A 25137-nucleotide genomic window follows, 5' to 3' on the forward strand; every position below is an offset into this window, starting at 1 on the left:
GGAGGGACTTTTCATGAACAGTGCGACTGTATTGATTGTCGAAGACGAAGACGGCATCCGCGAATTGATGCGTTTGTTCCTGGTGAAGAAAGGCTATAAAATCATCGAGGCGGAAGACGGGTATGAAGCGATGGACGTGCTGTCAAAAGAAAATCCGGACCTGATTTTGCTGGATATCGAAATGCCCGGCATGAGCGGTTTGGAATTGTGCGAGAAAATCCGGATACGGACCAAGACGCCGATCCTTTTCGTCAGCTACAGGAAAGAACTTGCCTATAAAATCCAAGGGCTGGAAGTGGGCGGCGATGATTACATCACCAAGCCTTTCGATTTCACTGAATTGGAAGCGCGCGTCAAAGCGATCTTGCGCCGCAATGGCTGGAAAAGCGGGGAAGAGGACAAGCTGTCGATTTTGAAATTCGGCGACCTTCATATCCATGTCGATTCATGCGAACTGTATGTAAAGGGCAAGCCCGTGAAACTCTACCATAAAGAATTTCAATTATTGTTATTAATGGCACAGACGCCGAATCGCGTCTGGACAGCCGAGCAATTATACGATCAAGTATGGGGCTATTATTCGGAAGGCGATGTCCAAACCGTCAAGGTCCACATCAGCAACCTGCGCCGGAAAGTGGAGAAAGATCCAACAGCTCCGCGTTATATCCAGACCGTCCGGGGATTTGGATATAAGTTCACCAATTGAAGAGGGAAAAGCCGATCATATCGCCTAAGAGGCGAACGGATCGGCTTTTTTTATTTGCGACAAATCTTGTGAAGCTTTGTGCGCATAAGCATGACGAAAGCTCCATCATGAATTAATTTTTTAGATAAATAAAACTAGTAAAACTATTTAACTTTGTTTTAACCTGCTCTCTTTAGTATGGGTCTTAACCGATAGGAAGACAGATATCAAGGAGGAAAAGCAGATGATTGAGAACAAAATCAAGATGACGAATGAACCGCCTGTGAGTTTCGAACAGCAAACCGTCTTCAAGCAGAGCCGGGAAGCCCCGAGCACACAGCCTTCCATCACTGGGCTTGGCCTTTCGGAAAATGTAGCTGGATCGCTTGCGTATTTGCTCGGGTTTTTCTCGGGCTTCATCTTGTTGATGGTTGAGCGGGAAAATCGTTTCGTCCGTTACCACGCTTTCCAGTCCGTATACGTCTCGATTCTTTTTTTTACATTATTTACAGCAGCCAGCATGATGCCAATGACAGGATGGGTGGCCGAGGTGCTGTTGATGCCGATCGGCTTGGTATTATGGATCATCCTCATGTTAAACGCGCATAACGGAAAGGCGCTGCGTCTGTGGATCATCGGCCGCTTTGCAGAAAAACAGCTCCATTGAACAAGCAAAATCACCCCGTACATGGGGATATGAGGTGAAGACATGGAAAGTACATTCAATATGAAAGAGTTTTTCAAGAACCTGAAGAAACGCCTGCCGCTGATCATCGCGACTACGGTCGCTTTTGTCGCCATCGCGGCAGCTGTCAGTTATTTATGGATGAAGCCGGTCTATCAGGCATCGACTCAGATCCTCGTCAATAAAGCCCCGGCAAATGCACAGGAGTTCAGCATGCAGGATATCGATACGAACCTGCAATTGATCAGCACCTACAACGTCATCATCAAGAGCCCGGCGATATTGACAGAAGTCATCAACGAACTCGGGCTTAACGAAACGGTGCAATCATTGAATGAACGGATCGAAGTCTCAAGCATCGAGGATTCGCAAGTCGTGACGCTCGAAGTCGAAGACGGGTCAATGCAGCAGGCCGTGCTGATCGCCAATACGACCGCCAAAGTGTTTGAACAGGAAATCCGCAATTTGATGCGTGTCGACAACGTCAGCATACTTGCTCCTGCCACAATGCCTGCGAGCCCCGAGCCGGTTAAACCGGATCCGCTGTTCAATATGGCAGTTGGCGCGATTATCGGCTTCATGCTAGGAACTGGGCTTGCGATTGTTCTGGATCAATTGAACACAACGGTGCGCACCGAAGAGGATATCGATGAATTGCTTGGCTTGCAAGTACTCGGGGTGGTGAGCCCGGTAGGCGATTTGGACAGAACGGATAAACCATCGAAACATAATGACAGAATGGAGTTGGATGAGAATGTTGAATCAGACAGCGTCAAAACGGCCGCTCGCCCGAAAGTTGGTAGCACGTATTAAACCGAATTCGGTCATCAGTGAACAATACCGCACGATCCGCACGACCATCAATTTTTCCTTGCCTGGAAATGAAATGAAGACTTTATTGTTCACTTCCGCTTCGAAAGAAGAAGGCAAATCGACGACTTCAGCCAATATGGCCGTCGTCTTTGCGGAATCCGGAAAAAAAGTGCTGCTCGTCGATGCCGATATGCGCAAACCGACGCTGCACCATACATTTAACTTGAACAACCATATCGGGTTGTCGAATTTATTGGTCGGTAAGGGAGAGCTTGAGCAAAGTGTACGCGACAGCGGCATCCGCGGCCTGGAATTGCTGACCTCAGGGCAGATTCCGCACAATCCGGCAGAACTGTTGGATTCGCCGGTGCTGGATCGATTGCTCGTTGAGATGAAGGAACGATACGATTTGATCATCTTCGACTCGCCGCCGATCCTGTCTGTGACGGATTCCAAGATTCTGGCGAATAAATGCGACGGCACGGTGCTCGTCGTCAATACGGGAAAAACCGAAAAGCAAAGCGCAATCAAGGCGCGCGATAGCCTAGCAACATCCAAAGCCTATATCGTCGGCGTCGTGATGAATAATTACAAACTCAGCAAGGACCATTATTACAGCCATGAATACAATTAATAAGCGGCACCTGCGTGAGGTGAAGGAGCTAATGATATGACGATTACTAAACGCTATACTTCATTGTTCATAATCGACTCGCTGATCATCCTCTCAGCAACGTATCTCTGTTATTTGTTTTTGCTGCCGTTTGACAACATCATGTCAAACCAGCTGCTGCTGTTCATGACGGTCACGTTGTTCATCGCCCATCATTCCTTTGCCTGGCATTACGGGCTATATCGGAAAGTATGGGCGTACGCTTCCGTCCATGAGCTGAAGTCGATCGTCAAAGCGGTCACTTTGACGATGTTCGTGGCGACGGTCATGCAATACATCCAGACTGGTGGGGTGTTTGTCCGAATCCTGGCGCTGATATGGATGTTCCTCATTCTATTCCTCGGGGCATCGCGCTTTTCATTCCGTTTGTATCACGAGCGCGAGCCGCGTAAAGGTGAAGCCCAATTGAGCCGCACAATTGTTGTCGGAGCGGGTGAAGCCGGGCGCATGATTGTCCGGCAGATGAAGCAGAATCCGCAATGGGGAAGAAAGCCGATTCTTTTCATCGATGATGACCGCACGAAATGGGGGCTGGAGATTTTTGGATTAGGGGTCTCGGGGCCGATTTCAGAAATCCCTCGATTGGCTGCCGAGAATCAGATTGACCAGATCGTCATCGCCATGCCCTCGCTGTCCAAAAGGGAGATGGCGGAAGTCACGAAATTATGCATCGACACCGGGCTTAAAGTGCAGACCATTCCGAGAATCGAAGATCTGATGGTCGGCAAAGTCAAAGTCAGCGATATCCGGGACGTGAAAATCGAGGATCTTCTCGGCCGTGAAGAGGTTCGCCTGGATATGGAAGCGTTGACTGAAAAAATCGAAGGGAAGAGCATTATGGTCACCGGTGCCGGCGGGTCAATCGGTTCGGAGATATGCCGCCAGATCAGCGTCTTCAAACCGGCACGCCTCCTGTTGCTGGGCCATGGCGAAAACTCGATTTACACGATCGACCGTGAGCTGCGCGCAAGAGTGCCGAAAGAAATCGATATCGTCCCAATCATCGCCGATATCCAGGACCGAGAACGGATCTTTGAAATGGTCGGCAAATTCAAGCCCGACATTATTTATCACGCCGCTGCCCATAAGCACGTGCCATTAATGGAGGCGAATCCGCTTGAAGCGGTGAAAAACAATATTTTCGGCACAAAGAATGTGGCGGAAGCGGCAGATCGCCACGGGGTCGGCAACTTCGTCATGATCTCCACCGACAAAGCTGTCAATCCTCCCAACATCATGGGGGCTTCCAAGCGATTTGCGGAAATGATCGTCCAAAATTTAGCGATTTCTTCTGATACGACATTCGCCGCAGTGCGTTTCGGCAACGTCCTCGGTTCAAGGGGCAGTGTCGTGCCGCTATTCCGCGAACAAATCGCAAAAGGCGGCCCGGTCACCATTACCGACCCGAAAATGACCCGTTATTTCATGACGATTCCGGAAGCTTCACGGCTGGTAATCCAGGCCGGCATGCTCGCATCAGGGGGTGAAGTGTTCGTGCTGGACATGGGAGAACCGGTGAAAATCGTAGACTTGGCACGCAATATGATCCGCTTGTCCGGCTTCGAAGAGGATGAAATCCAAATCAACTATACCGGCATGCGGCCTGGCGAAAAACTCTATGAAGAGCTGCTCGATCCAAGTGAAATCCAATCGGAGAAAGTATTTGCGAAAATCCACATCGGAAAAGCCACCCCGATCAGTCAAGTGGAAATCAGCCGTGTATTGAAAAAGCTTCCCGAAATGGAAGAACAGGAAATCCGTGAGACTTTATTGAAGCTTGCGAATCGCCCGAAGGAAAGCAAAGAAAAGGAAACAGCCTTGAAAGAAGAATGGAAGGTCGAAGGGGGATTAGCCTGATTACAGTTTTTGCCTACAAGCGCAGGGGGGATGCAAAGTGAAGCTGCTATCAACGGAACTGTATGGGAATTCTCCTGTTTACCTCCAAAATCTGTTGCTCAGTTTTCGTGAATACGCCAATTCACGTAAAAGGTACGGCATGGGCTATTATCGCTTTCTTCATCAGCTTTCCGGCATGGATGAAAATGACCGGCAATCAGAAGAGAGGTACCAGGACCAGGAACTTCGCTCACTTCTCCACCATGCTGCTGAACATAGCGCATTTTACCAGGATATTTATGGAGGGGATTTAGCTGATATTCGGTTTGCCAGTGATTTGCGGCAGCTTCCGATTATCGAAGAAGAGCTTTTCAATGAACGGATCGATGACATCCGTACACCCCCAGTTCGGAAAAAAAGGGGAGAAGCTGAAATTTCAGGGTCAGGCCAATTGCCCCGCTTATGGCTAAGCAACTTGGATCTGCAAAAACAAACCGCAGCAGTAGACCATTTCAAGAAGCAGCACGGCGCAGTCAACCTGGATATGAAGCGGGCCACATTCCATCAGGGGGATTTTGTTCCCATCGGCCAAAAAGAAGGAGCGTTCTGGCGTGATATTTACTATCTCAATCAGCGCCTCTATTCAGCCCATCACTGCACGGAACCGTTCCTTTCGGCGGTGGTCCGGAATCTGAATGGGTTCCGTCCCGATTTCATCGATGGCTTGCCTGAAGCGATTTTGACGCTGGCCCGTTTCATCAACGATCATCGTCTTCTATTGGATTTTCAGGCTGTGGCCATTTTTGTGGAAACGGAGATCTTATCCGAAAGCGAACGGTTGGAGATCGAAAGCGCGTTCGGATGCTCCGCCCGCCGGTGGAGCATGAAAACCGAGCGTTCGCCATTTCTTTCTGAATGCTCTGCGGGGAATCTGCATTTCAATATGCGGACAGGTGTGATGGAGTTTACCGACAAAGGCGAAGTTCTTTTGACCCGCTTCCATACAAAAGGGACACCGCTGATCCGGCTGAAGATTCAAGAACAGTGGATGCCAGTGCATTGTCCCTGTCCATGCGGCAGTGCCCATCCGGTAGTCCGCAAGCCGTTTAAGCCAATATCCGGCTTTTTGCAATCGAGGAGCAGAGGAAAGGTGACCAGTTTGTATTTAGCGACGGTGCAGGGGAAATTCCAGCAAGCTGCGCCTTCGATGCAGTTTGTCCAGAACTCTCTGGATGCAATTGAAATATGGCTCAGAGGAACCGATGTCGTTTCTCCACAACTTGAACAAGACATTATCCAGGAAATGGCCGCTATATTCGGTGAAGACATGATTTTTAAGGTGAGAGGCTGCTCGAATAGCCCGGCGGAAAAAACCGGTCCTGCCGGCTTGATCATCAATAACCTGCAATTCCCGAGAACTTGCCGAAGTGATTACAGCACGGACTGACCGTGCCAAGAAAGTAGAGGAGGCTGTTATACATGAACATTCGACAGGATACAGGAACATCGGTTGTGCCCTTTCCGGTTCCGGTTAAAGAAACAGGTGATAGGATTTTTCTTTCTGCCCCACACATGACAGGGAATGAGCAGAAGTATATCAGCAAGGCGTTCGAGTCCAATTGGATCGCGCCGATGGGGGCGAATGTCAACCAGTTCGAAGCGGAAATGGCGGCGTATGCCACGACGCAGGCGGCGGCTGCTTTGTCTTCTGGGACTGCCGCGATCCATCTGGCTCTGCAACTATTGGGCATCGGTAAAGGAGACCGTGTTTTTTGTTCCAGTTTGACGTTTGTGGCGAGCGCCAACCCGATTCTCTATGCTGGGGCGGAACCAGTCTTTATCGATTCGGAAGAAGAAACATGGAATATGTCTCCCTGGGCGCTGCAAAAAGCATTCGCAGCCGCAGAACAAGAGGGCAAACTTCCCAAAGCGGTGATTATTGTACATATTTATGGACAAAGTGCCCGCATGGATGAACTCAGTGCCCTTTGCGATCATTACGGGGTGCCAATCATCGAAGATGCAGCGGAATCGCTCGGGTCCACTTATAAAGGCAAGAAAACCGGGAGTCTTGGGACATACGGTATTTATTCGTTTAACGGCAATAAGATCATCACGACGTCCGGAGGCGGCATGTTGGTATCGAACGACAAAAAAGGTGTGGCGCAAGCGAGGTTTCTCGCTTCCCAGGCGAAAGATGACGCGCCGTTCTATGAACACAGCCGTGTCGGCTATAATTACCGGATGAGCAATGTGCTCGCAGGTATCGGGCGTGCACAGCTCGAGGCGATCGAACTGCGCGTCTCGGCCCGCCGAGCTGTCTTCGGCCGCTATTTTTCCGCGCTCGGCACGCACGAAGCCGTAAAATTCCAGCCTGAACTTGAAGGCACCCGCTCGAACCGCTGGCTGACGGTCATGCTGCTTGACCCGGCTAGAACCGACCGGTCGCCTGAGGCTATCCGTGAATGGCTGGAATCACATAATATCGAATCGCGGCGTGTCTGGAAGCCGCTTCATCTGCAGCCTCTGTTTGCTGGCTGCAAATTCTACTCGCATAATCCGCATGGCAAGACGGCTGTCAGTGAAAAATTATTTGCAGAAGGGCTTTGCCTGCCTTCGGGATCTGACTTGCAACCGGAGCAGCAACAGCGCATCATCGGGCTGCTTGAAGAAATCTTAGCTTAAACGCCCTTAGACGGAGCCACATTTTGATGGTACGATTAGTACGAAATCAAAAGACGGTTCGCAAGGAGCAGATAAACGTGGGTAAAAACATGAAAAATCAGCGAATGGTCAGGCTGCTTCCAGGCCTGGCCCTTTGTTTGTTGGTTATATGGGCAGGAATTTACGGAGCGGATGTGATTGGTGCGGCACTCGGAGCGGCCGGGTTCTTGCCCGAAGGCGGCAAAAGCCCGGTGTCGGGAATCTTTGTAGCAATCTTGGTCGGCATCATTATCCGCAACACAATAGGCTTGCCGGAGATCTTCATTAGCGGTGTCGGTTTTGCGGTCAAATACGCATTGCGCATTGGCATCATCCTGCTCGGTTTGCGCTTGAGCTTGACGGAAGCCTTGACGCTCGGCGCATGGGGCATGCCGCTCATCGTGGCTTGCATCAGCCTCGGCATCGGCGTCACCTTGTACTTCACGAAACTTCTTGGCCAGTCCAACCGGCTCGGCGCCTTGATCGCCAATGGGACGGGCATATGCGGCGTGACGGCGATCATGGCGACGGCCCCGGTGATCCGCGCAAAAGAAAACGAAATTTCGTATGCTATTGCCAATATCACGGTTTTCGGGCTGGCGGGCATGTTGTTCTATCCATACCTCGCCCATTTCTTTTTTGCAGATGAGCCGATTAAAGCCGGCCTGTTCCTTGGCACCGCTATACATGACACAGCGCAAGTAACTGGCGCTGCTTTGATGTATGAGCAAATGTACGGCTCGACACTTGCGCTTGACGTGGCGACCATCACGAAATTGACACGCAATCTGTTCATCATCGCCGTGATTCCGCTTATCGCGTATTTGTTCTTCCGGAGCGAAGGGCAGGACGGGGGCACAATGCCGAAATGGTATAAACTGTTTCCGTTCTTCATTTTGGGGTTTCTTCTGCTGTCGCTTCTCCGCACGGTCGGTGATGCGACACTCGCTTCAGGCGGCCAGGCTTTCGGCGTGTTCGGCGCGTCAGGCTGGGAAGAGTTCTACAGCTTTTGGAGTTCCTTCGGTTCGACGTATATGCTCGGCCTTGCCATGGCAGGCGTCGGGTTATCGACCAATTTGAAAATATTCCGGGGGATGGGGTTGAAGCCGTTTTACATCGGCTTGATTGCAGCTGTTTCTGTCGGAGCGGTCAGTTTATTGCTCATTTCGCTATTCGGCGATTTGGTGCAACTGGCGTATTGAATGGAAAAAACCTGCGTGCCGTTTAACGGCATGCAGGTTTTTTTATGGACCCTGAAACCTGTTTTCACTAAGCTTGCTGAGGGTATGGAAAAGCAACAGCGTTTAAAGGAGGAGAAGAGAATGAATATAGAAGCCGAACGCGATCTTCTGAAAGACGAATATGGCAATTATTATGTCGTCTCCTATGCGACGAAAGATTCCTTGACTGTGGTGAATGCCGCTTTGTATCATGCGTTCAATCAAGAGCTGACAGACGATTTTGTGGCAGAAGTGAAACGTAAATATCCAAAAGGCGTAGCCGTCGGCGTCTATTTTGCCGATCTTGTGCATGAACAGATTGAAAAACTCGAAGACCCGGAATTTCGGGGACATATTTATGATTTGAACGAAGTGCGGAAAGAATACGATATCCACCTGAAACCGATTTACCATAATTCGCTCCATCTTTGACCGAGTTGGAACAAAAATACCTTTTTTCGTTTATTAATAACTGAATATTCGGTAAAATTAATATGGTAAGCACTTATTTATAAAAGGAGGAGAGTTGATGAATTATCGCTTTGGTTTGGGAGGGCTGGCACTTGTTCTTGCAGTAGCTGGCTGTGGAACGCAAGAAATGGCAACGGAGGAACCTGCAGAAGAAGCAGTGCAGGAAGAGGCTGTTGAAGAAGAGGTATCGGAAGAAACGCCAGCGGAAACCACCAGCGGAGATAGCCATGATAGCGAAGAGGCCGCTGTCGATCCATATGATTACTTCCTTGAAGATGGGTCTACTGCTAGATTTGAGGGATATGGCAATGAATTTGCCGAGTTTACGCTGAAAACCGATTATATGGAAGCGAATCATGTCGCAACTTATGAAGACAACGGCGGAACTGTCGTTCTTAAAGTTTTCCGCTTGCATGATGACCGCATCGAGCTCGTTAAGCAGGAAGGGGAGTTCTACGATGAATACACGGCCAGCTTTGAAGAATTGGAAGCCTTGGAGGTGATTTCGACCTATCTGGAATTCCCGATCGAAGAAGGCCAGGAAATCGGTGATGCGACGGTTGTCGAAACAGGCGCCACTTTAGAGACGCCATACCAAAATTTCGATAACGTATTCATGCTCGAAACGATTGAAGAAGAAGATGGTTCAGTCTATCGTAATTATTTCGTCGAAGGCTATGGTGAAATAAAACGTGAATTCCGTGGAAGTGTCGATGATCCCGATGAGATGGCGATCACATCCACACTCGCATCCATCAAACTTGCTGAAACCAGGAAGTGAACAAATGAATTTGCTGGAAAGCCCGCTCAAGCAGCGGGCTTTTTCGGCTGTATAGGGGCTGTTTAATTATTTTTTAAAAAATTGAGGATTAGTGTGGACCATATCGCGATTATCAGCGCGGGTTACCGGGGAAAATATTCGGTGTCAACAACGAGGCTACGGAAATAAGGTATGGGACTTCACTCTTTCTCTATCAGCCTAAAGTCTGAAATTAATCAGAATTGCAAGAAAAGTCTTTCAATTAAGCGAGGAGGCGATATAATAAACAATTATAATCAAAAGGGAGATGAGGCAAATGACCGATTTGAAAAACGATTCGCTGAACTTGCATAAAAGGCATCAAGGGAAATTGGAGATTCGTTCAAAAGTGGCTGTGGAAAACGAAAGGGATTTGAGCCTCGCCTATTCTCCTGGCGTAGCGGCACCGTGCCGTGAAATTCATGCCGATCCAAGCAAAGTGCATGACTACACGATGAAAGGCAATACGGTCGCGGTCATTACGGACGGCACCGCTGTGCTCGGGCTCGGCAATATCGGCCCGCAAGCAGCGCTTCCGGTCATGGAAGGGAAGGCTTTATTGTTCAAGGAATTTGCCGGTGTGGATGCATTCCCGGTCTGCCTCGATACGACGGATGCTGAAGAAATCATCCGGACCGTCAAATTGCTCGAACCGGGATTTGGCGGCGTTAATTTGGAGGACATTGCCGCCCCGACTTGCTTCATCGTGGAACAGCGTTTGAAACAGGAAATGAACATTCCCGTATTCCACGACGACCAGCACGGCACTGCGATTGTCACGCTGGCCGGCCTCATCAATTCCTTGAAGCTCGTTGAAAAGGAAGTGGAAGATGTGAAAGTGGTCGTCAACGGCGCTGGTGCAGCGGGCATCGCCATTGTCAAATTGCTGGCGAAATTCGGGTTCGGCCATATTGTCATGTGCGACACGAAAGGCGCGATTTATAATGGCCGCCCGAATGGCATGAACCCGTTCAAGGCGGAAGTGGCGGAAATGAGCAATTACCAGATGGAACAAGGGCATTTGGCGGATGTCATCGCCGGTGCCGACGTCTTTGTCGGCGTGTCGGCAGAAGGCGCATTGACGGAAAGCATGGTGCGTTCGATGAATGAAGATCCGGTCATCTTTGCGATGGCGAACCCGAATCCTGAAATCTTGCCGCAAGCCGCGAAATCGGCCGGTGCCCGGGTCATCGGGACAGGGCGTTCCGATTTCGCCAACCAGGTCAATAACGTATTGGCATTCCCTGGATTGTTCCGGGGCGCACTCGATGTACAGGCGAGCGACATTAACGACGCGATGAAAATCGCGGCAGTTGAAGCAATTGCCGCCTTGATCGCCACCCATGAACTTCACGAGGATTATGTGATACCGAAGCCGTTCGACCCGCGCGTTGCACAGGCGGTCGCTGAAGCAGTCGCTAGGGCTGCCGAAGAAACGGGCGTTGCCAAAGTATCGCTCAAAGAGCCTGCCCAGCAGATTGTCTTATAATAAATAGAAGAAAGCCTGAATTCCCCTCCCCCTGGAATTCAGGCTTTCTTAGGTTTCGTGGCTGCAGGATGAAAAGGCATAAAAAAAAGACTGTCCGGCTTCGTCAGTTAGATGACGAGGGGGACAGTCTTTTTTAATGAGCACAATCAATCAGCGACGCTGAGTCCTTTGGCGATGGCAATTTTTTCGAGCGCCTGGCTGAAGTCGTTGATTAAGTCATCGGGATGCTCGAGCCCTGCAGAGAAACGCAGAAGCCCATCGGTGATGCCGCGTTTTTCACGTTCAGCGGGGGGCATGGCCGCATGGGACATGGTAGCCGGATAGGACAGGATCGATTCGACGGCGCCAAGGCTGACAGCAAATACCGGGATCTCCAAAGTATCCACAAGAATGCGGGCTGCGTCTTTATCCGCCAGGCGGAACGACAGCACACAGCCTGCATGGCTTGCCTGGCGGCTATGGATTGGGTTTCCGGGATGGAACGAAAAGCCCGGATAATAGACTTCCTCGACAAGCGGATGCCTATGCAAATATTCCGCAATGCGTGCGGTCGTCTCGCCGGATTGTTTCGTGCGGGCGCCGAGCGTTTTGATGCCTTGAATCAATGTATAAGAGTCCTGTGCGCCGAGCACAGAGCCGAATGTGTTTTGGATGAAGGCCAATTGTTCCCCGAGGCCGGCATCTTTTGTCACCGCCAGCCCAGCTGTGATATCGCTATGGCCAGACAGGAACTTCGTCGCGCTGTGAAGCACGATATCCGCGCCGAGTTCAAGCGGATTCTGGTAAAGCGGTGTCATGAACGTGTTATCGACAAACGTCATCGCGTCATTCGCCTTTGCCAGTTTGGCGGCCATTTCGATATCGGTGATTTTCATGACGGGATTGGAAGGGGTTTCGATGTAAACCACTTTCGTATTCGGCAGGAAAGCCGCGGCCACTTCGCCAAGGTCGGTCATGTCGACGAATGTGTAATCGACTTTGAATTTTTCCAGCACTTCCGTGATGAAGCGGTAAGTGCCGCCGTACACGTCTTCTGAAACGAGCACATGGTCGCCGGCTTTCAACAGCATGAATGCCGATGAAATGGCCGCCATGCCGGAAGAAAAGGCCAAGCCCCGTGCGCCGCCTTCAAGTTTGGCGATCGTTTCCTCAAGTGATTTGCGCGTCGGGTTGCCGGAGCGGCTGTAATCAAATGGGCCGAACGAATCGATGCTTTCCTGGTGGAAAGTCGATGATAAATAAATCGGCACATTGACTGCGCCTGTTAATGGATCGATGCCTGCGGAATGGATCAATTTCGTCTCGCGTCGTTCACTCATGGGAAACGACCTCCTTTTCCAGTTTGGCCAGGGCTTGCGATAAATCAGCAATCAAATCTTCTGCCTGCTCTACGCCTACCGAGAAGCGGAGCAGGCGGTTACAGACGCCGCGCGCCGTGCGTTCCGCGACCGGCATATCGGCATGGGTCTGCGTCGCAGGATAGGTGATGAAACTTTCCACACCGCCGAGGCTTTCGGCGAACGTGATGAGCGATAGGCTCTCGAGGAATTCCCCGATCCATTGTTCTTCACGCAGGCGGAACGACAGCATGCCGCCTTTTCCCGGATACAGCACGTCTGTCACGGTCTCTTGCGTTTCAAGGAAGCGGGCGAGTTCCTTGGCATTCGCTTCGTGCTGGCGCATGCGAAGCGGCAAAGTTTTCAAGCCGCGGATCAACAGCCAGGAATCGAGCGGCGACAGCACAGCGCCAGCCGAGTTGTGGGCGTTGAAAAGCTCTTCGCATAAAGTCTTGCCTTTTGCGGCGACAAGCCCGGCAAGTACATCGTTATGGCCGCCGATGTATTTGGTTGCGCTGTGCAGCACGATATCAGCGCCGATTGCGAGCGGCTGCTGCAAGAAAGGCGTCAGGAAGGTGTTGTCGACAATCAACAGCAAATTATGGCGCTTCGCCAGTTGGGCGTATATTTCCAAATCGATCTCCTGCATCAGCGGGTTGGTCGGCGTTTCGATGAAAATCGCTTTCGTATTGGCATTGATTTTCGCTTCAACCGTCTTTGGATCGATGAAGGAATCGTATACGGGACGGATATGGTATTTTTCTTCATATTGTTCCAGCAATCGGTATGTGCCCCCGTAAATATCCTCAGGAAGCAAAATTTCATCGTTCGGGCGGAACAGAGAGAGGACCAATTGGATCGCGGCCATGCCGGAGCTGCACGCAAATCCTGCATCGCCGCCTTCTAAGTTTGCGATTCCTTCTTCAAGCAGCTGGCGTGTCGGATTTTTTGTCCGCGTATAGTCGTAGCCCGTGGATTTGCCAAGGCCTTCGTGTTCATAGGCGGTAGAAAGGTAAATCGGGGGATTGACCGCCCCGGTCCGTTCGTCGCTGCGATTGCCCAGCTGCACCAGGCGCGTTTCTAAACTATGTTGTGTCATGATCCTCATCCTTTCAAAATCAAAAAGCAGGGGCGTTCTTCTATGATAAGAAGAAAGCCCCTGCTGTATATGCCATCTCCTCATCTACTAGGCTACGCCTATTGGAATTAGCACCGTGACAAACTCGTCCGGTTGCTGAGACTTCACAGGGCCAAATCCCTCCATCTCTCTAGATAAGAATCATTTTATATAGTTGTGGTTGGTTGATGTTTTCCATCATACGGCAATCGCTTAAGAAATACAAGCGGAATATTGAAAATACTCTTGCGATTCCAGAAAAGGCGCTCACTTTTATTTCGGAGGCTGAAATGGTATGCTGAGGTATACTTTTATCATGCCTGGCCGCCGCAAGGCCAGTTGCAAAGGGGTTCTGAAATTATGTACATCGTCACATCGACCGTCAGTGTACCGGTAGACAAAGTGCAAGACGTCATAGAAATATACCGAAAACGTTCACGGCGCGTGGACCAGGCGGAAGGCTTCACTTCATTCCGGTTGATCCAGAACACGAAAAAGCGCCACGAACTGACCGTCCACCTGGAATGGCAGTCCAAACAGGCATACATGAACTGGGTCAAGAGCCAGGAGTTCAAGGAAATCCATGACCTGGAGAAGAACTACCCAGACCAGGAACTCGCGGGAATCGTCCCGAAAGTCCATCAATACGAAGTGGTGGCCGAATGAACCTGGAGCAGAAACAGCAAATCGCAACCGACACGGCAGACGGCATTTACGAAGCGTACCCGAATTTATGGGAGCGTTTCGGCGATAGGGGATATGAACATACCGTCAAGGACAATCATCATCACTTGGATTATCTCGAAACGGCTTGGGAGCTGCAGAGCGAACAATCCTTTCTCGATTATGCCATCTGGCTCGAGACGGTGCTCGTAAGCCGCAACGTGGAAACTGCGCTCATCATCGATAATTTCAGGCGGCTTATCGAAATCGTGCCGCGCTATACGGAAACAACGCAAGGAGATTTCATGCGGGGCTGCCTCGATCGCGCAGTCCGGTTATTGGAGCTCCCTCCACATAAAAGGAGCTGATCAAATGAACGAGTCAACACAGCTTTCGGATCTTTTTCTCCAAGGGGAGGAAGAGGAAGCTTTGAAATACGTCCAGGATTTCCTGGAAAGCCATTCACATGAACAGCTTTACGGCGAACTCTTGACGCCGGCGATGTACCGCATCGGCGAATTATGGGAACAAAATGAGATTTCGGTGGCAGAAGAGCATTTGGCAACCGCCGTTTGCGATTTTGTCTTGTCCGCTACGGAACTACGCAATAAAGATAAGGATGGCCGCAAAAAAGCGATGATCTTTGGCCCAGAAGGCGAAGAGCATTACATCGGGCTCAAGATGGTCGCGGCCATGTTCCGTGATGAAGGTTATGATGTCCGCTATATGGGGCCGAATTTGCCGCTCGATTCAGCTCTCGAATTGGCTGGTGACTGGCAGCCGGATGTTGTTGCCCTGTCAGGGGCCCTTGCACACCGCTTGCCGGTGTTAAAAACCTACGCGGAAGCATTCTCTAAGGTGGACTCAAATCCAGCCGTTCTCATTGGTGGCAGGGCCGTCACTTTGTCGAGCTTTGCGGATTTGCATGTAAAAGGAGCGGTGGTCGTTCGGGAACTCGGTGCGCTCAGGGAATGGATCCGCACGGGAAAGGGGCCGAACGATGACACGCTCTCCACTGGCTGAATGGCCGCTTCCGGCTTTTCAATTGAACAATAGCTTTGCGGTCGTCGACCAATCCCTGGAGGCCGAACAGCTCTTCGGCAAACCGGAAACCTTTTTTGAATTGCTTGATGAAGGCAGCAGGCCGAAAGCGGAACGCTTGTTGAAACAACGCGACGGCAAAAAACCTGTCGAATTGAATTTCATCACAGCGGCGGGCTTTTTTTTGGCAGATGTCCACTACCGCTGGGACAGCGATTTTTTGCTGAATCTCGTGTTGGTGCCAAAAGATGAACAAATGGCTGCCAGCATGGCGCAGTTAATTCGCTTGAGGGGCCGCTTGAAAGAAACAGATTACGAATTGCTCAAGGAAAAAGAACGGTCGGATGCTCTGCTGGAGAAAGTGCGCGAACTTTCCGCCCCGTGCATCGCAATCGGCGGAGCCTATGTGCTCATTCCCTTGTTCGGCAATTTGGATGCGAAAAAAGTTGAAGCGATTCGCCCGTTTATTGTCACGCGCATCTATGAATATGAGGCCGAGACGGTTGTCGTCGATTTGACGGCAATGGGAACGGTGACGCAAGAAGGCGTCAGTTACTTGGAATCGCTCGTGCAAACCTTGGGGGTCATGGGAATCGATGCGGTCATTACCGGGGTGAAACCAGAACATGCCCAAAAATTGCATCTGTTGAGACGGGAGATGAATTTGCGTTTCGAAGCTTCATTGGAATCCGTTTTGAGTGCAGCTGCTGAAAAAATTGACGAAACCGGCTCATGAGGCCGGTTTTTCTGCGTTTTTAAAGGTTTTCAAGAAAGGATTTTCAGCTGGAATTCGGGAATACCAATATGGAAAAAGCTTTTGAAAAGCTGGAGTGGAGGTGGGGGCAATGGGATCTTCACATGATCATTCGCATAGCCGCAATAAAAAAACATTGTTAGTCGCCTTTCTGATCATCACAAGCTTCATGGTCGTAGAAGCGGTAGGTGGGTACTTGACAAACAGCCTTGCGCTGCTCGCGGATGCCGGCCATATGCTCAGCGATTCCATTTCATTAGGCGTCGGCTACCTGGCGTTTACCATCGGTGAAAAAGCGGCTGACCAAATGAAGACGTATGGCTATAAACGTTTTGAAATTTTAGCGGCGGTCTTTAATGGCGTGACGCTCGTCTTGATTTCGCTATATATTTTCTATGAAGCTTATCACCGGTTTTCCGATCCACCGGAAATTGCGACTTCGGGGATGCTGGCCATTGCGGTCATCGGCTTGCTCGTCAATATCCTTGTTGCATGGATTTTGATGCGCGGCGGCGATACAAAAGAAAACTTGAACCTTCGTGCAGCTTTTTTGCATGTCTTAAGTGATTTGCTTGGATCGGTCGGCGCGATCACGGCAGCCCTGTTGATCATTTTTTTCAGCTGGGCATGGGCAGATCCACTGGCGAGTGTGGTGGTCGCCGTCCTCGTTTTAATCAGCGGTTGGCGTGTAACCAAGGAAGCGCTGCATGTCTTAATGGAAGGCACGCCGAAGAATGTCGACTTGGAGCAAGTGGCGCAGGCAATCGAAGCGCTGCCGGCCGTAAAAAGCATCCACGACCTTCACGTATGGAGCATCACGAGTGGAAAAAATGCCATGTCCGGACATGTGGTCATTAAAGAACATATCTCGTTTAAGGAAAGCCAGCAGGTGCTCAGGGACATTGAACATGCGCTTTTGGAGCTGAAAATCGGCCATGTGACCGTGCAGTTGGAAACCGAAGATCATCCTCACGACGACTCGATCCGCTGCCAAGAGCAAGAAGAGCCTGGGGCGGCAAGACACCATCATTGAATACAGGGTCAAATGGGCAGGAGCGGAATCGTTCCGCTCTTTTTTTATGGGAAACTTAAATAGCGCAAGCTACCACTTCAGAATCTTTACTTGAGTATATAAGCATATGCTGATATGCTGTATTTGCTATTAAAGAATTTAATTTAACGAAGCTTAGAAGCGGGGGGAATCATCCGATGGAAGTGAAAGCGCATGAAATAGAAATCGACAAGGCGAGCATGGTGCTCAAGCTGTTAGGCGACAAGACGAGATTGTCGATGGTCAAATTGCTCGAAAAAAACGATTGCTGCGTCTGTGAATTCGTGGAGATCTTTGACATCAGCCAGTCGGCAATCAGCCAGCACTTGCGCAAGCTTCGGGATCTCGGGTTGGTAAAGGAAAAGCGCAAGGGGCAATGGATTTTCTATTCATTGAACCAAGACAGTGAATTGTACAGCATGCTTATGCAAGTCTTATCATTCATCCCGAGCCAGGATGAACGCATCGAGAAATTGGTGGAACAGGGGCTGCGCATTCGTTGTGAATAATTTCAGAATTGAAAGTTTGATACGGCGATATGGAGCAAAACTACTGCGCTTTCCTGCGGGCGAGCGCCGAGCCTCCTCAGAAGCTACGCTTCTTGTGGGGTCTCTGCTGTCTCGCTTTCCCGCGGGAGTCTCCGCAGTTTTGCTTCATGTCATAAAGTGTGGAAAAACTACTCAGATGCAGTATATAGAAAAATAAATTACGAAAAAGGGAGTTAATCAATATGACGAAAAAAACATTGTACTTTTTATGCACAGGCAATTCATGCCGCAGCCAAATAGCGGAAGGCTGGGGGAAAGAAATTTTGGGCGATGACTGGCAAGTATTGAGTGCCGGAATCGAAGCGCATGGCCTCAACCCGAACGCCGTAAAGGCAATGAATGAAGTGAATATCGATATTTCAGGACAAACGTCCGATGTGATTGACACCGATATCTTAAACAATGCGGATTTCGTCGTGACACTTTGCGGCGATGCGGCTGATAAATGCCCAATGACACCGCCTCATGTAAAACGCGACCACTGGGGCTTTACGGATCCGGCGAAGGCGCAGGGCACAGAAGAAGAGAACTGGAAAGTATTCCAGTCGGTACGCGATGACATCGAAGCGCGCATCCGCCATTTCGCGGCAACTGGTGAATAATTGAGGTTTCGTTAGGAGGAGATTGCGCGCTTGGCCTTGTTTTGGCCCACAGGATGCGTGCCATGCAGTCGGTGCGATAGGGCGTTGCGATATCGGCTGCCCGGTGAGGTCCCTCAGGAGTCAAGGCCTTCCGCTTCACTCCAATAGTGGAGTGCCGAATTTTTCATATCTAGCTGCACGAAGTTTTAAATAGAGTGATCATATGTACGATGACTTTAGTCTTAGTTGATAAAACCAAACTACACAAGTTGAAGGAGAGTTAATGATGAAAAAGGTCGAAATTTTCGATCCGGCGATGTGTTGTTCGACGGGTGTTTGCGGCCCCGCTGTAGATCCGGAACTGACGCGCATTGCGTCGGCTGTGTATTCACTCGAGAAAAAGGGATTTGCAATTTCACGCCATAATTTGACGGACGACCCATCGGCGTTTGTGGAAAATAAAAAAGTCAATCAAGTGCTAGTTGAAAAAGGCCCGGACGCGTTGCCAGTTGTGCTGGTCAACGGAGAAGTCGCAAAGCTTGCCGAATACCCGACAACAGAAGAATTGGCAGAGTGGTTCGAGACCGCACCGTCCGAATTACATGAAAAGCCGCGTGTGCACGTGTCACTGAACATCAACAACTAAAGGAGCGTTCCTATGTATTCATTGTTCAATCCGAATCAAATGGCCGTCACCCCGTTTCTATTTTTCACCGGTAAAGGCGGTGTCGGGAAAACTTCGACTGCGTGTGCAACAGCTGTCGCCTTAGCTGATCAGGGCAAGAAGGTATTGCTCGTCAGCACCGATCCTGCTTCTAATTTGCAAGACGTGCTGGAAGTCCAACTGACAAATGATCCGAAATCAATTCCGTCTGTCCCGAATTTATCCGCCTGCAACATTGACCCCGAACAAGCGGCCAAAGCTTATAAAGAGAGTGTCGTCGGGCCTTACCGCGGCAAATTGCCGGAGGCGGTGCTCGCAACGATGGAAGAGCAATTATCCGGGGCTTGCACGGTCGAAATCGCGGCATTCGATGAGTTTTCGCATTTGTTGGCAGACGAGGAGATTCTCGCGCAATACGACCATGTGCTGTTCGATACGGCACCGACCGGCCATACGCTGCGCCTTTTGCAATTGCCGACGGCTTGGAGCGGATTTTTGGAAGACAGCACACACGGCGCATCGTGCCTCGGCCCGCTTGATGGGCTTGAAGGCAAAAAGGCGCTGTACAAAAAAGCGGTGGATTCGCTGTCCGATGGCAACAAAACGACTTTGATCTTAGTGGCGCGCCCTGACAATTCCTCCTTGCTCGAGGCGGACCGTGCGTCATTTGAATTAAAAGAAATCGGCATCAAAAACCAATTGCTCATCGTCAATGGGCTGCTTCAGACGCATCAGCCGGAAGACGCGGTCTCGGCAGCATTCTACAAGCGGCAGCGTGCGGCGATTGAACAGACACCTGAAGCGTTGAAGCAAGTGATGGCTTATTCATTGCCATACGTTTCTTATTCGCTCACAGGCGTTGCAAACTTGCGCCATCTGTTCAGTTCATACGCGATCACTTCGTTCGAAACGGAAGAAGCGGGAGGTCCGCTCGACTTGCCCGGATTGAACAGCGTCATCGATGACTTTTCCGAACACAATACGCGCGTCATTTTCACGATGGGCAAAGGCGGCGTCGGCAAAACTTCCGTCGCATCCGCCATCGCAGTCGGCTTATCCGAGAAAGGCCATAAAGTCCATTTGACGACGACCGACCCAGCAGCTCACTTGGCGTATACGTTTGAAGGAAGCGGCATACGCGACAATTTGTCCATCAGCAGCATCAATCCTGACATCGAAGTGGCGCGTTATAAAGACGCTGTTATCGAACAGGCTGGCAGCGGAATGACCGAGGAAGAGCTCGCTTATTTGAAAGAAGACCTGGAGTCACCGTGCACCGAAGAAATCGCGTTGTTCCAAGCCTTCGCCAAAGTAGTGGAGAAATCCGAGAACGAAATCGTCGTCATCGATACCGCGCCGACCGGGCATACTTTATTGCTGCTCGATTCGACAGAAGCCTATCATAAGGAAATGAGCCGCTCGACCGGTGATGTGCCGGACAGTGTTAAAAACCTATTGCCCAGGCTGCGCAATCCAAAAGAAACAGGCGTCGTCATCGTCACCTTGGCGGAAGCGACGCCGGTGTTGGAAGCGGCGCGTCTCGAAGAAGACTTAAAGCGTGCCGGGATCGAGCCGAAATGGTGGGTCATTAACCAAAGCCTTTATGCTACAAATACAGCAGATGCTGTACTGAGGGGACGCGCGATCTCCGAGAAAAAGTGGATTCGCAAAGTCGATGAGGAACTGGCCGAGAAATGCGCCATCATTCCTTGGCTCGAAGAAGAGAAAATTGGATATGACCAGCTGAAAGAATTCATTTTATAATAATAGGGACATCAAATTAGTTTGGAAGGAATGAGGCAAACGATGAGTGAAGCATACCAGCAAATAGTGAAAGACCGCATTTTCATCGGCGGCGCAGCAGATGCGAAAACTGCCGTCAAAAACGAAGGCATCGACGTCGTCTTCGATTTGCGCGCAGAAGCAGGGAACAGCGATGAAAGCTATACACGCATCCACACGCCGATTGTCGATGATTCACTCGAGCAGCAGGATGAGTCGATCCAAGAAGCAGTGGACGGGGTCGTCACTGCTTATGAGGAAGGCAAGAAAATCTTTTTCCACTGCGCAGGCGGAAGCAATCGCACCGGTACGGTCGCGATCGGCACCTTGCTTGCATTAGGTGAAGCCAAGACGGTCGACGAAGCCGAACAGATGGCCATGAACGTCCGGCCAATCATCAGCGTGAAGCCGGAACTGAAAGAATCGCTGCACCGTATTTTTCCACAAGCCTAATCCATATTAGAGTGAAGAATAATTGAAAAGAATAGGAGAGATGAATCGTATGATGATTACCAATGAAGCTAAGAACTATATCCAGTCCATTCTGGAAGAACAGCAAACGGAAAACTTGCGTCTTTATGCAGTCGCTGGCTGCTGCGGCCCGCAAATCGGCCTATCGCTCGATGCACCGGAACAAACGGATGAACTCATCGATGTGAACGGCATCAGTGTAGCGGTCGCGCCGGACGCAAAAGAAATGGCAGAGGAGCTCGCTTTGGATTTTGACACGCAAGGCGAGCAAGGCGGCCTGGTCATGATTGGCGCGCCGACTGGCTGTTGAATAGATGAAAGAGCTCATTCGTGAGCTCTTTTTTTAGTGGATCCCGTTTACTTTGCTTCTGCGTTCGAGCAGGACATTATCGCGCCAGACGCCGTCCCGTTTTCCGATGCGTTCACGGACACCGACTTCACGGAATCCGTTTTTCTTATGAAGGCGGATGCTCGCTTCGTTTTCAGGGAAAACCTTGGCTTCCAAGGTCCAGAAGCCTTGTTGTTCCGAGGCTTGAATAAGGGCTTCCATGAGTTTTTGGCCAACGCCTTTGCCGAAATGAGCGGGATCGATATAGATGCTCACTTCCCCGACACCCGAGTAAACAGGGCGTTTCGATACAAGTGACAGCTTGCAAAAGCCAAGTATTTGCGTTTCTGCCTCAATAACCAACCGGCAATAACTTGTCTCGCTATCGCTCCAGAGTTCATAACTAGGCGCTTTGGTTTCGAAGGTAGCGAGCCCGCTGTCCATGCCCGCTTCATAGATTTGCTTGATTTCCGGCCAATCCGACTCCACCGCCGGCCTGATGATGTATTCCATATGCATCACTCCGATTCTTATAATTAGATTAAATATTAAAATAAATACTTGCAATTTGCAAGTTAATTTTATATGCTATCACTAGAGGTGTTGAAGATGGAAAACAAACGGGAACTTTTTCAAAGCATGGTTAAACGCTTTGGCTTATTAAATAAAAATTGCTGTACAGTTGACAATGTGGAAATCAGCTTGGTGCAAAGCCATATCCTTTATGAGATCGACCGCCGGGAATGGCCATCCATGCAACAAGTGGCAGATGCCCTTGCGACCGACCTGTCAACTTTCAGCCGGCAAGTGCAAAGCTTGATGAAGATAGGCTTGGTCACAAAAGTTCCGTCTTCTGCGGATAAACGGATCTCGGTGCTGGGCTTGACAGAAGAAGGAAAGAAAGTAGCGCTTGCCATCCAGAAAGACATGGAGGCACATCTCGAGGAAATCTTCTCGCATATGACTGAATTCGAACGGGATATGGTGCTGCAATCGATCAAGTTGCTGAACGAGGCGATGGCGAAATCCTCGGTCTGCTGTAAACCAATGTATTGAAGTCGAATAAATGCTTGCAATAATCAAGTTTTGGAAAATAAGGAGGCTAATACATGAACACTCAAACAACTTGTTGTTCAACCACTCCACAAACCATCCAACTCGAAAGAACGAAAAAGACAGCGCCGGACTTGCCGGTCGTGGTCCTCGGGGCAGGGCCAATCGGCTTGGCAGCTGCTGCCCATTTATCGCTGGCGGGTGAGAAGTTTCTGGTGCTTGAAGCGGGTGACCGAATCGGCCATCACGTGCTGCAATGGGGACATGTCCGTTTGTTCTCTCCTTGGCAATACAATATCGATAAAGCGGCGCGAGCCTTATTGGACCGCTCTGGCTGGAATGCGCCAGGGGAGGATAAATTGCCGACAGGAGCCGAGCTGGTGGAAGATTATTTGATGAAGCTGGCTGCTGTCCCCGAACTCGAGCCATTTATCCGCCTCAATGCCCGTGTAAGTGCCATCAGCCGAAAACATCAAGACAAGCTGAAGACGGCGAACCGAGAGCATCAAGCTTTCGTGATCTATGTAGAGACAGGCGGTGCGGAGACGGAGCGGATTGAAGCGAAAGCCGTCATCGATGCCACAGGCACTTGGGGCCAGCCGAATCCGCTTCAAGCGGATGGGGTTTGGACACAGAGCGAGCGCAGCCAGCAAGCGCATATCTTTTATGGAATCCCCGATATTCATGGCAAAGACCGGGAGCGTTATGCCGGAAAACACGCAGCGGTCATTGGCGGAGGGCATTCTGCCATCAACACCTTATTGGATCTTGCCGTACTTGAGGATGCTGGACATCAAGGGAAGATTTCCTGGATTCTGCGCAAACCGAAAATCGAGGATGTCTACGGCGGCGGAGCGGAGGATGCGCTAGAAGCGCGCGGTGAACTCGGAGCGCGTGTCCATGAATTGGTGGATTCCGGGCGTGTGAAAGTCTTTACGCCGTTTCGCATAGAGCAAGTTTCCGGAAAAGAAGGAAAACTATCCTTGACGGGTGAATGGCAAGGAAAAAGCCATTCGATCGAAGGAATCGATGAAATCATCGTCAATACGGGCAGCCGTCCCGATTTTCATTTCTTGAAAGAACTTCGCTTGAAAATCGATGATGCCACCGAAAGCATTGAAGCACTCGCTTCGCTGATCGACCCGAACGTCCATAGCTGTGGAACGGTCCGGCCGCACGGCGAGAAGGAATTGCGGCAGCCAGAGGAAGGGTTTTACATTGCCGGCATGAAAAGCTACGGCCGTGCGCCAACATTCTTGCTGGCGACCGGTTATGAACAAGTCCGTTCCATCGTCTCTTATCTCACCGGCGATATTGCAGCTTCAGAAAAAGTGGAGCTGGAGTTGCCGGAAACGGGCGTTTGCAGTTCGGGTGTTTCCAAGAATGGCCAGCAGCCAACCGCAATCGGCAGCTGCTGCTAATGGGAGTGGATCGTGATGACAGTCAACCACGGAGGCCGCCTGCAGCCAGCGTATTTCAAGTCCTATCTTACGCTTGTCATGTCTTCGCACGGGTGCAGCCTGGACTGTGCCGCGGACTATATGGTAAACACATTTTTCCACAAGGATCTCGGGAGGTACGGACGCGATAGCCGCAACAGCTTTTTACAAGCAGTCGGTTCCCTGCGTAATTAACATGAACGCAATGAAATAAAACCAGTGCTGGGGGCATCTGCCTCCAGTGCCTTTTTTTTTAGAAAATCGCAAATGATGAAAAAAAGTCTGTTAATTAATGGGAATATTTATTAAAGTAAATACAGAGCTTAAATAGTAAGAAAGTTAGCATGGAAATTAATGACGATAGGATGGGAGCAAGAGAAATGGAAGTTTGGGATTTGTATGATGGGGAGCGGAACCCGCTCGGGAAAAAACATATTAGAGGAAATAAATTGCAGCCTGGTGAGTTCCACATTGTCGTCGAAGTGATTACGCTCAATGCAGATGGAAGGATCTTCATGACGCAAAGAGACCCGGCAAAAACGCTTCCGATGCTGTGGGAAACAACGGGTGGTTCTGTCATTGCGGGAGAAAACAGCTTGGCGGGGGCGCTTCGCGAGTTGGAAGAAGAAACCGGCTTGTTCGCAAGGCCAGGGGAATTGCAGTTTCTAGGGCAAATGAAAGGCGGCAATTATTTTCTGGACAGTTACGTCTGGAGGTGCAAGGAGCGCATCGATATGGATGCCTTGCAACTTCAGGCAGGAGAAGTGTGCGCCGCGCAGCTAGTCAATTGGATCGAGTTTCAGCAAATGAACCGCGAGCGCTTGATTGTCCCTTCCGTATACCAGCGGCTGGAACACTATTTCGAGAAATTGGCCTCTTTTTCGACTTATGCATGGGATGGGTCGTTCCGGTAAAGAAAAGCCATGAAAAGGAA

28 protein-coding genes and 1 riboswitch are annotated in these 25137 nt (G+C 50.3%); of the genes, 25 read left to right on the forward strand and 3 right to left on the reverse strand.

All coding sequences use genetic code 11. The annotated features are described in order from the left end of the window. The first annotated feature begins 13 nt into the window (after positions 1 to 13). The 11 genes from AB9R92_RS13965 (at position 14) to ystJ (ending at position 11374) form a co-directional block, all read left to right on the forward strand. Positions 14 to 706, forward strand: a complete 693-nt coding sequence (locus tag AB9R92_RS13965) for a response regulator transcription factor (protein WP_370670031.1) — start codon at positions 14 to 16, stop codon at positions 704 to 706. A gap of 223 nt (positions 707 to 929) precedes the next feature. After that, a complete protein-coding gene (locus tag AB9R92_RS13970) occupies positions 930 to 1352 on the forward strand; it encodes a DUF4870 domain-containing protein (RefSeq protein ID WP_370670032.1) in 423 nt (140 codons plus the stop codon). Positions 1353 to 1394: 42 nt separating this feature from the next. Beyond that, positions 1395 to 2183, forward strand: coding sequence for a YveK family protein (locus AB9R92_RS13975; protein ID WP_370670033.1), 789 nt, complete (start codon positions 1395 to 1397; stop codon positions 2181 to 2183). Next, complete coding sequence (locus AB9R92_RS13980; protein WP_370670034.1) at positions 2119 to 2817, forward strand: CpsD/CapB family tyrosine-protein kinase; 699 nt, start codon at positions 2119 to 2121, stop codon at positions 2815 to 2817. The genes AB9R92_RS13975 and AB9R92_RS13980 overlap by 65 nt, the downstream gene beginning before the upstream one ends. A gap of 36 nt (positions 2818 to 2853) precedes the next feature. Continuing rightward, positions 2854 to 4713 carry a polysaccharide biosynthesis protein gene (locus tag AB9R92_RS13985; RefSeq protein ID WP_370670035.1) on the forward strand — a complete coding sequence of 620 codons (1860 nt, stop codon included), beginning with the start codon at positions 2854 to 2856 and terminating at the stop codon, positions 4711 to 4713. A gap of 37 nt (positions 4714 to 4750) precedes the next feature. Then, entirely contained in the window at positions 4751 to 6139 is a 1389-nt protein-coding gene (locus AB9R92_RS13990; RefSeq protein ID WP_370670036.1) for a phenylacetate--CoA ligase family protein, read from the forward strand. A 125-nt stretch (positions 6140 to 6264) separates the two neighbouring features. Beyond that, positions 6265 to 7377 (forward strand): DegT/DnrJ/EryC1/StrS family aminotransferase, encoded by a 1113-nt coding sequence (locus AB9R92_RS13995; RefSeq protein ID WP_370670116.1) that lies wholly within the window; start codon positions 6265 to 6267, stop codon positions 7375 to 7377. 89 nt (positions 7378 to 7466) lie between these two features. Next, positions 7467 to 8597: a YeiH family protein gene (locus tag AB9R92_RS14000; RefSeq protein WP_370670037.1), complete on the forward strand. Its 1131-nt coding sequence runs from the start codon at positions 7467 to 7469 to the stop codon at positions 8595 to 8597. Positions 8598 to 8717: 120 nt separating this feature from the next. Continuing rightward, positions 8718 to 9047, forward strand: coding sequence for a hypothetical protein (locus AB9R92_RS14005; RefSeq protein WP_370670038.1), 330 nt, complete (start codon positions 8718 to 8720; stop codon positions 9045 to 9047). A 97-nt stretch (positions 9048 to 9144) separates the two neighbouring features. Further along, positions 9145 to 9867, forward strand: coding sequence for a hypothetical protein (locus AB9R92_RS14010; RefSeq protein WP_370670039.1), 723 nt, complete (start codon positions 9145 to 9147; stop codon positions 9865 to 9867). Positions 9868 to 10162: 295 nt separating this feature from the next. After that, on the forward strand, positions 10163 to 11374 hold the full coding sequence (ystJ, locus tag AB9R92_RS14015; RefSeq protein ID WP_370670040.1) for an NADP-dependent malic enzyme: 1212 nt from the start codon (positions 10163 to 10165) through the stop codon (positions 11372 to 11374). A 146-nt stretch (positions 11375 to 11520) separates the two neighbouring features. On the opposite strand, the gene AB9R92_RS14020 is transcribed toward ystJ, so the two are convergent. Further along, complete coding sequence (locus AB9R92_RS14020) at positions 11521 to 12693, reverse strand: aminotransferase class I/II-fold pyridoxal phosphate-dependent enzyme (RefSeq protein WP_370670041.1); 1173 nt, start codon at positions 12691 to 12693, stop codon at positions 11521 to 11523. After that, the gene (locus AB9R92_RS14025; protein WP_370670042.1) at positions 12686 to 13810 is read right to left on the reverse strand and encodes a methionine biosynthesis PLP-dependent protein; all 1125 of its coding nucleotides are present in this window, start codon (positions 13808 to 13810) and stop codon (positions 12686 to 12688) included. The genes AB9R92_RS14020 and AB9R92_RS14025 overlap by 8 nt, the downstream gene beginning before the upstream one ends. Before the next feature lie 77 nt (positions 13811 to 13887). After that, positions 13888 to 13990, reverse strand: a riboswitch (SAM riboswitch). 198 nt (positions 13991 to 14188) lie between these two features. On the opposite strand from AB9R92_RS14025, the gene AB9R92_RS14030 reads away from it, so the two are divergent. The 11 genes from AB9R92_RS14030 to AB9R92_RS14080 all read left to right on the forward strand — a co-directional run bounded on the left by AB9R92_RS14030 (position 14189) and on the right by AB9R92_RS14080 (position 21693). Further along, on the forward strand, positions 14189 to 14494 hold the full coding sequence (locus tag AB9R92_RS14030; RefSeq protein ID WP_370670043.1) for an antibiotic biosynthesis monooxygenase family protein: 306 nt from the start codon (positions 14189 to 14191) through the stop codon (positions 14492 to 14494). Next, a complete protein-coding gene (locus tag AB9R92_RS14035) occupies positions 14491 to 14859 on the forward strand; it encodes a hypothetical protein (RefSeq protein WP_370670044.1) in 369 nt (122 codons plus the stop codon). Before AB9R92_RS14030 ends, AB9R92_RS14035 begins: the two co-directional genes overlap by 4 nt. Positions 14860 to 14863: 4 nt before the next feature. After that, on the forward strand, positions 14864 to 15514 hold the full coding sequence (locus tag AB9R92_RS14040) for a cobalamin B12-binding domain-containing protein (RefSeq protein ID WP_370670045.1): 651 nt from the start codon (positions 14864 to 14866) through the stop codon (positions 15512 to 15514). Beyond that, on the forward strand, positions 15492 to 16268 hold the full coding sequence (locus AB9R92_RS14045) for an STAS domain-containing protein (protein ID WP_370670046.1): 777 nt from the start codon (positions 15492 to 15494) through the stop codon (positions 16266 to 16268). Before AB9R92_RS14040 ends, AB9R92_RS14045 begins: the two co-directional genes overlap by 23 nt. 109 nt (positions 16269 to 16377) lie before the next feature. Further along, positions 16378 to 17319: a cation diffusion facilitator family transporter gene (locus tag AB9R92_RS14050; RefSeq protein ID WP_370670047.1), complete on the forward strand. Its 942-nt coding sequence runs from the start codon at positions 16378 to 16380 to the stop codon at positions 17317 to 17319. 176 nt (positions 17320 to 17495) lie between these two features. Then, on the forward strand, positions 17496 to 17846 hold the full coding sequence (locus tag AB9R92_RS14055) for an ArsR/SmtB family transcription factor (protein WP_370670048.1): 351 nt from the start codon (positions 17496 to 17498) through the stop codon (positions 17844 to 17846). Positions 17847 to 18067: 221 nt separating this feature from the next. Then, a complete protein-coding gene (gene arsC, locus AB9R92_RS14060; protein ID WP_370670049.1) occupies positions 18068 to 18487 on the forward strand; it encodes an arsenate reductase (thioredoxin) in 420 nt (139 codons plus the stop codon). Positions 18488 to 18752: 265 nt separating this feature from the next. After that, the gene (arsD, locus tag AB9R92_RS14065) at positions 18753 to 19112 is read left to right on the forward strand and encodes an arsenite efflux transporter metallochaperone ArsD (RefSeq protein WP_370670050.1); all 360 of its coding nucleotides are present in this window, start codon (positions 18753 to 18755) and stop codon (positions 19110 to 19112) included. 12 nt (positions 19113 to 19124) lie between these two features. Next, on the forward strand, positions 19125 to 20894 hold the full coding sequence (gene arsA, locus AB9R92_RS14070; RefSeq protein ID WP_370670051.1) for an arsenical pump-driving ATPase: 1770 nt from the start codon (positions 19125 to 19127) through the stop codon (positions 20892 to 20894). 42 nt (positions 20895 to 20936) lie between these two features. After that, positions 20937 to 21365, forward strand: coding sequence for a protein-tyrosine phosphatase family protein (locus AB9R92_RS14075; RefSeq protein ID WP_370670052.1), 429 nt, complete (start codon positions 20937 to 20939; stop codon positions 21363 to 21365). Positions 21366 to 21414: 49 nt separating this feature from the next. After that, a complete protein-coding gene (locus AB9R92_RS14080) occupies positions 21415 to 21693 on the forward strand; it encodes an iron-sulfur cluster biosynthesis family protein (RefSeq protein WP_370670053.1) in 279 nt (92 codons plus the stop codon). 33 nt (positions 21694 to 21726) lie between these two features. Here AB9R92_RS14080 and AB9R92_RS14085 read toward each other — a convergent pair whose 3' ends face one another. Further along, positions 21727 to 22224 (reverse strand): GNAT family N-acetyltransferase, encoded by a 498-nt coding sequence (locus tag AB9R92_RS14085; RefSeq protein WP_370670054.1) that lies wholly within the window; start codon positions 22222 to 22224, stop codon positions 21727 to 21729. Positions 22225 to 22320: 96 nt separating this feature from the next. Between AB9R92_RS14085 and AB9R92_RS14090 the strand changes: the two genes are divergently transcribed. The 3 genes from AB9R92_RS14090 to AB9R92_RS14100 all read left to right on the forward strand — a co-directional run bounded on the left by AB9R92_RS14090 (position 22321) and on the right by AB9R92_RS14100 (position 25117). Then, the gene (locus AB9R92_RS14090; protein WP_370670055.1) at positions 22321 to 22767 is read left to right on the forward strand and encodes a MarR family winged helix-turn-helix transcriptional regulator; all 447 of its coding nucleotides are present in this window, start codon (positions 22321 to 22323) and stop codon (positions 22765 to 22767) included. A gap of 53 nt (positions 22768 to 22820) precedes the next feature. Next, positions 22821 to 24185 (forward strand): NAD(P)-binding domain-containing protein, encoded by a 1365-nt coding sequence (locus AB9R92_RS14095; RefSeq protein WP_370670056.1) that lies wholly within the window; start codon positions 22821 to 22823, stop codon positions 24183 to 24185. 398 nt (positions 24186 to 24583) lie between these two features. Continuing rightward, the gene (locus tag AB9R92_RS14100) at positions 24584 to 25117 is read left to right on the forward strand and encodes an NUDIX hydrolase (RefSeq protein WP_370670057.1); all 534 of its coding nucleotides are present in this window, start codon (positions 24584 to 24586) and stop codon (positions 25115 to 25117) included. The last annotated feature ends 20 nt before the right edge of the window (positions 25118 to 25137 follow it).

Origin of the sequence: Planococcus sp. SSTMD024 (assembly GCF_041320495.1) — a bacterium.
Classification (GTDB): Bacteria; Bacillota; Bacilli; order Bacillales_A; family Planococcaceae; genus Planococcus.

Coding starts and splice junctions, on each gene's coding strand:
- AB9R92_RS13965 (WP_370670031.1), top strand. CDS start 14: ATGAACAGTGCGACTGTATTGATTGTCGAAGACGAAGACGGCATCCGC.
- AB9R92_RS13970 (WP_370670032.1), top strand. CDS start 930: ATGATTGAGAACAAAATCAAGATGACGAATGAACCGCCTGTGAGTTTC.
- AB9R92_RS13975 (WP_370670033.1), top strand. CDS start 1,395: ATGGAAAGTACATTCAATATGAAAGAGTTTTTCAAGAACCTGAAGAAA.
- AB9R92_RS13980 (WP_370670034.1), top strand. CDS start 2,119: ATGAGAATGTTGAATCAGACAGCGTCAAAACGGCCGCTCGCCCGAAAG.
- AB9R92_RS13985 (WP_370670035.1), top strand. CDS start 2,854: ATGACGATTACTAAACGCTATACTTCATTGTTCATAATCGACTCGCTG.
- AB9R92_RS13995 (WP_370670116.1), top strand. CDS start 6,265: ATGACAGGGAATGAGCAGAAGTATATCAGCAAGGCGTTCGAGTCCAAT.
- AB9R92_RS14000 (WP_370670037.1), top strand. CDS start 7,467: ATGAAAAATCAGCGAATGGTCAGGCTGCTTCCAGGCCTGGCCCTTTGT.
- AB9R92_RS14005 (WP_370670038.1), top strand. CDS start 8,718: ATGAATATAGAAGCCGAACGCGATCTTCTGAAAGACGAATATGGCAAT.
- AB9R92_RS14010 (WP_370670039.1), top strand. CDS start 9,145: ATGAATTATCGCTTTGGTTTGGGAGGGCTGGCACTTGTTCTTGCAGTA.
- ystJ (WP_370670040.1), top strand. CDS start 10,163: ATGACCGATTTGAAAAACGATTCGCTGAACTTGCATAAAAGGCATCAA.
- AB9R92_RS14020 (WP_370670041.1), bottom strand. CDS start 12,693: ATGAGTGAACGACGCGAGACGAAATTGATCCATTCCGCAGGCATCGAT.
- AB9R92_RS14025 (WP_370670042.1), bottom strand. CDS start 13,810: ATGACACAACATAGTTTAGAAACGCGCCTGGTGCAGCTGGGCAATCGC.
- AB9R92_RS14030 (WP_370670043.1), top strand. CDS start 14,189: ATGTACATCGTCACATCGACCGTCAGTGTACCGGTAGACAAAGTGCAA.
- AB9R92_RS14035 (WP_370670044.1), top strand. CDS start 14,491: ATGAACCTGGAGCAGAAACAGCAAATCGCAACCGACACGGCAGACGGC.
- AB9R92_RS14040 (WP_370670045.1), top strand. CDS start 14,864: ATGAACGAGTCAACACAGCTTTCGGATCTTTTTCTCCAAGGGGAGGAA.
- AB9R92_RS14045 (WP_370670046.1), top strand. CDS start 15,492: ATGACACGCTCTCCACTGGCTGAATGGCCGCTTCCGGCTTTTCAATTG.
- AB9R92_RS14050 (WP_370670047.1), top strand. CDS start 16,378: ATGGGATCTTCACATGATCATTCGCATAGCCGCAATAAAAAAACATTG.
- AB9R92_RS14055 (WP_370670048.1), top strand. CDS start 17,496: ATGGAAGTGAAAGCGCATGAAATAGAAATCGACAAGGCGAGCATGGTG.
- arsC (WP_370670049.1), top strand. CDS start 18,068: ATGACGAAAAAAACATTGTACTTTTTATGCACAGGCAATTCATGCCGC.
- arsD (WP_370670050.1), top strand. CDS start 18,753: ATGAAAAAGGTCGAAATTTTCGATCCGGCGATGTGTTGTTCGACGGGT.
- arsA (WP_370670051.1), top strand. CDS start 19,125: ATGTATTCATTGTTCAATCCGAATCAAATGGCCGTCACCCCGTTTCTA.
- AB9R92_RS14075 (WP_370670052.1), top strand. CDS start 20,937: ATGAGTGAAGCATACCAGCAAATAGTGAAAGACCGCATTTTCATCGGC.
- AB9R92_RS14080 (WP_370670053.1), top strand. CDS start 21,415: ATGATGATTACCAATGAAGCTAAGAACTATATCCAGTCCATTCTGGAA.
- AB9R92_RS14085 (WP_370670054.1), bottom strand. CDS start 22,224: ATGGAATACATCATCAGGCCGGCGGTGGAGTCGGATTGGCCGGAAATC.
- AB9R92_RS14090 (WP_370670055.1), top strand. CDS start 22,321: ATGGAAAACAAACGGGAACTTTTTCAAAGCATGGTTAAACGCTTTGGC.
- AB9R92_RS14095 (WP_370670056.1), top strand. CDS start 22,821: ATGAACACTCAAACAACTTGTTGTTCAACCACTCCACAAACCATCCAA.
- AB9R92_RS14100 (WP_370670057.1), top strand. CDS start 24,584: ATGGAAGTTTGGGATTTGTATGATGGGGAGCGGAACCCGCTCGGGAAA.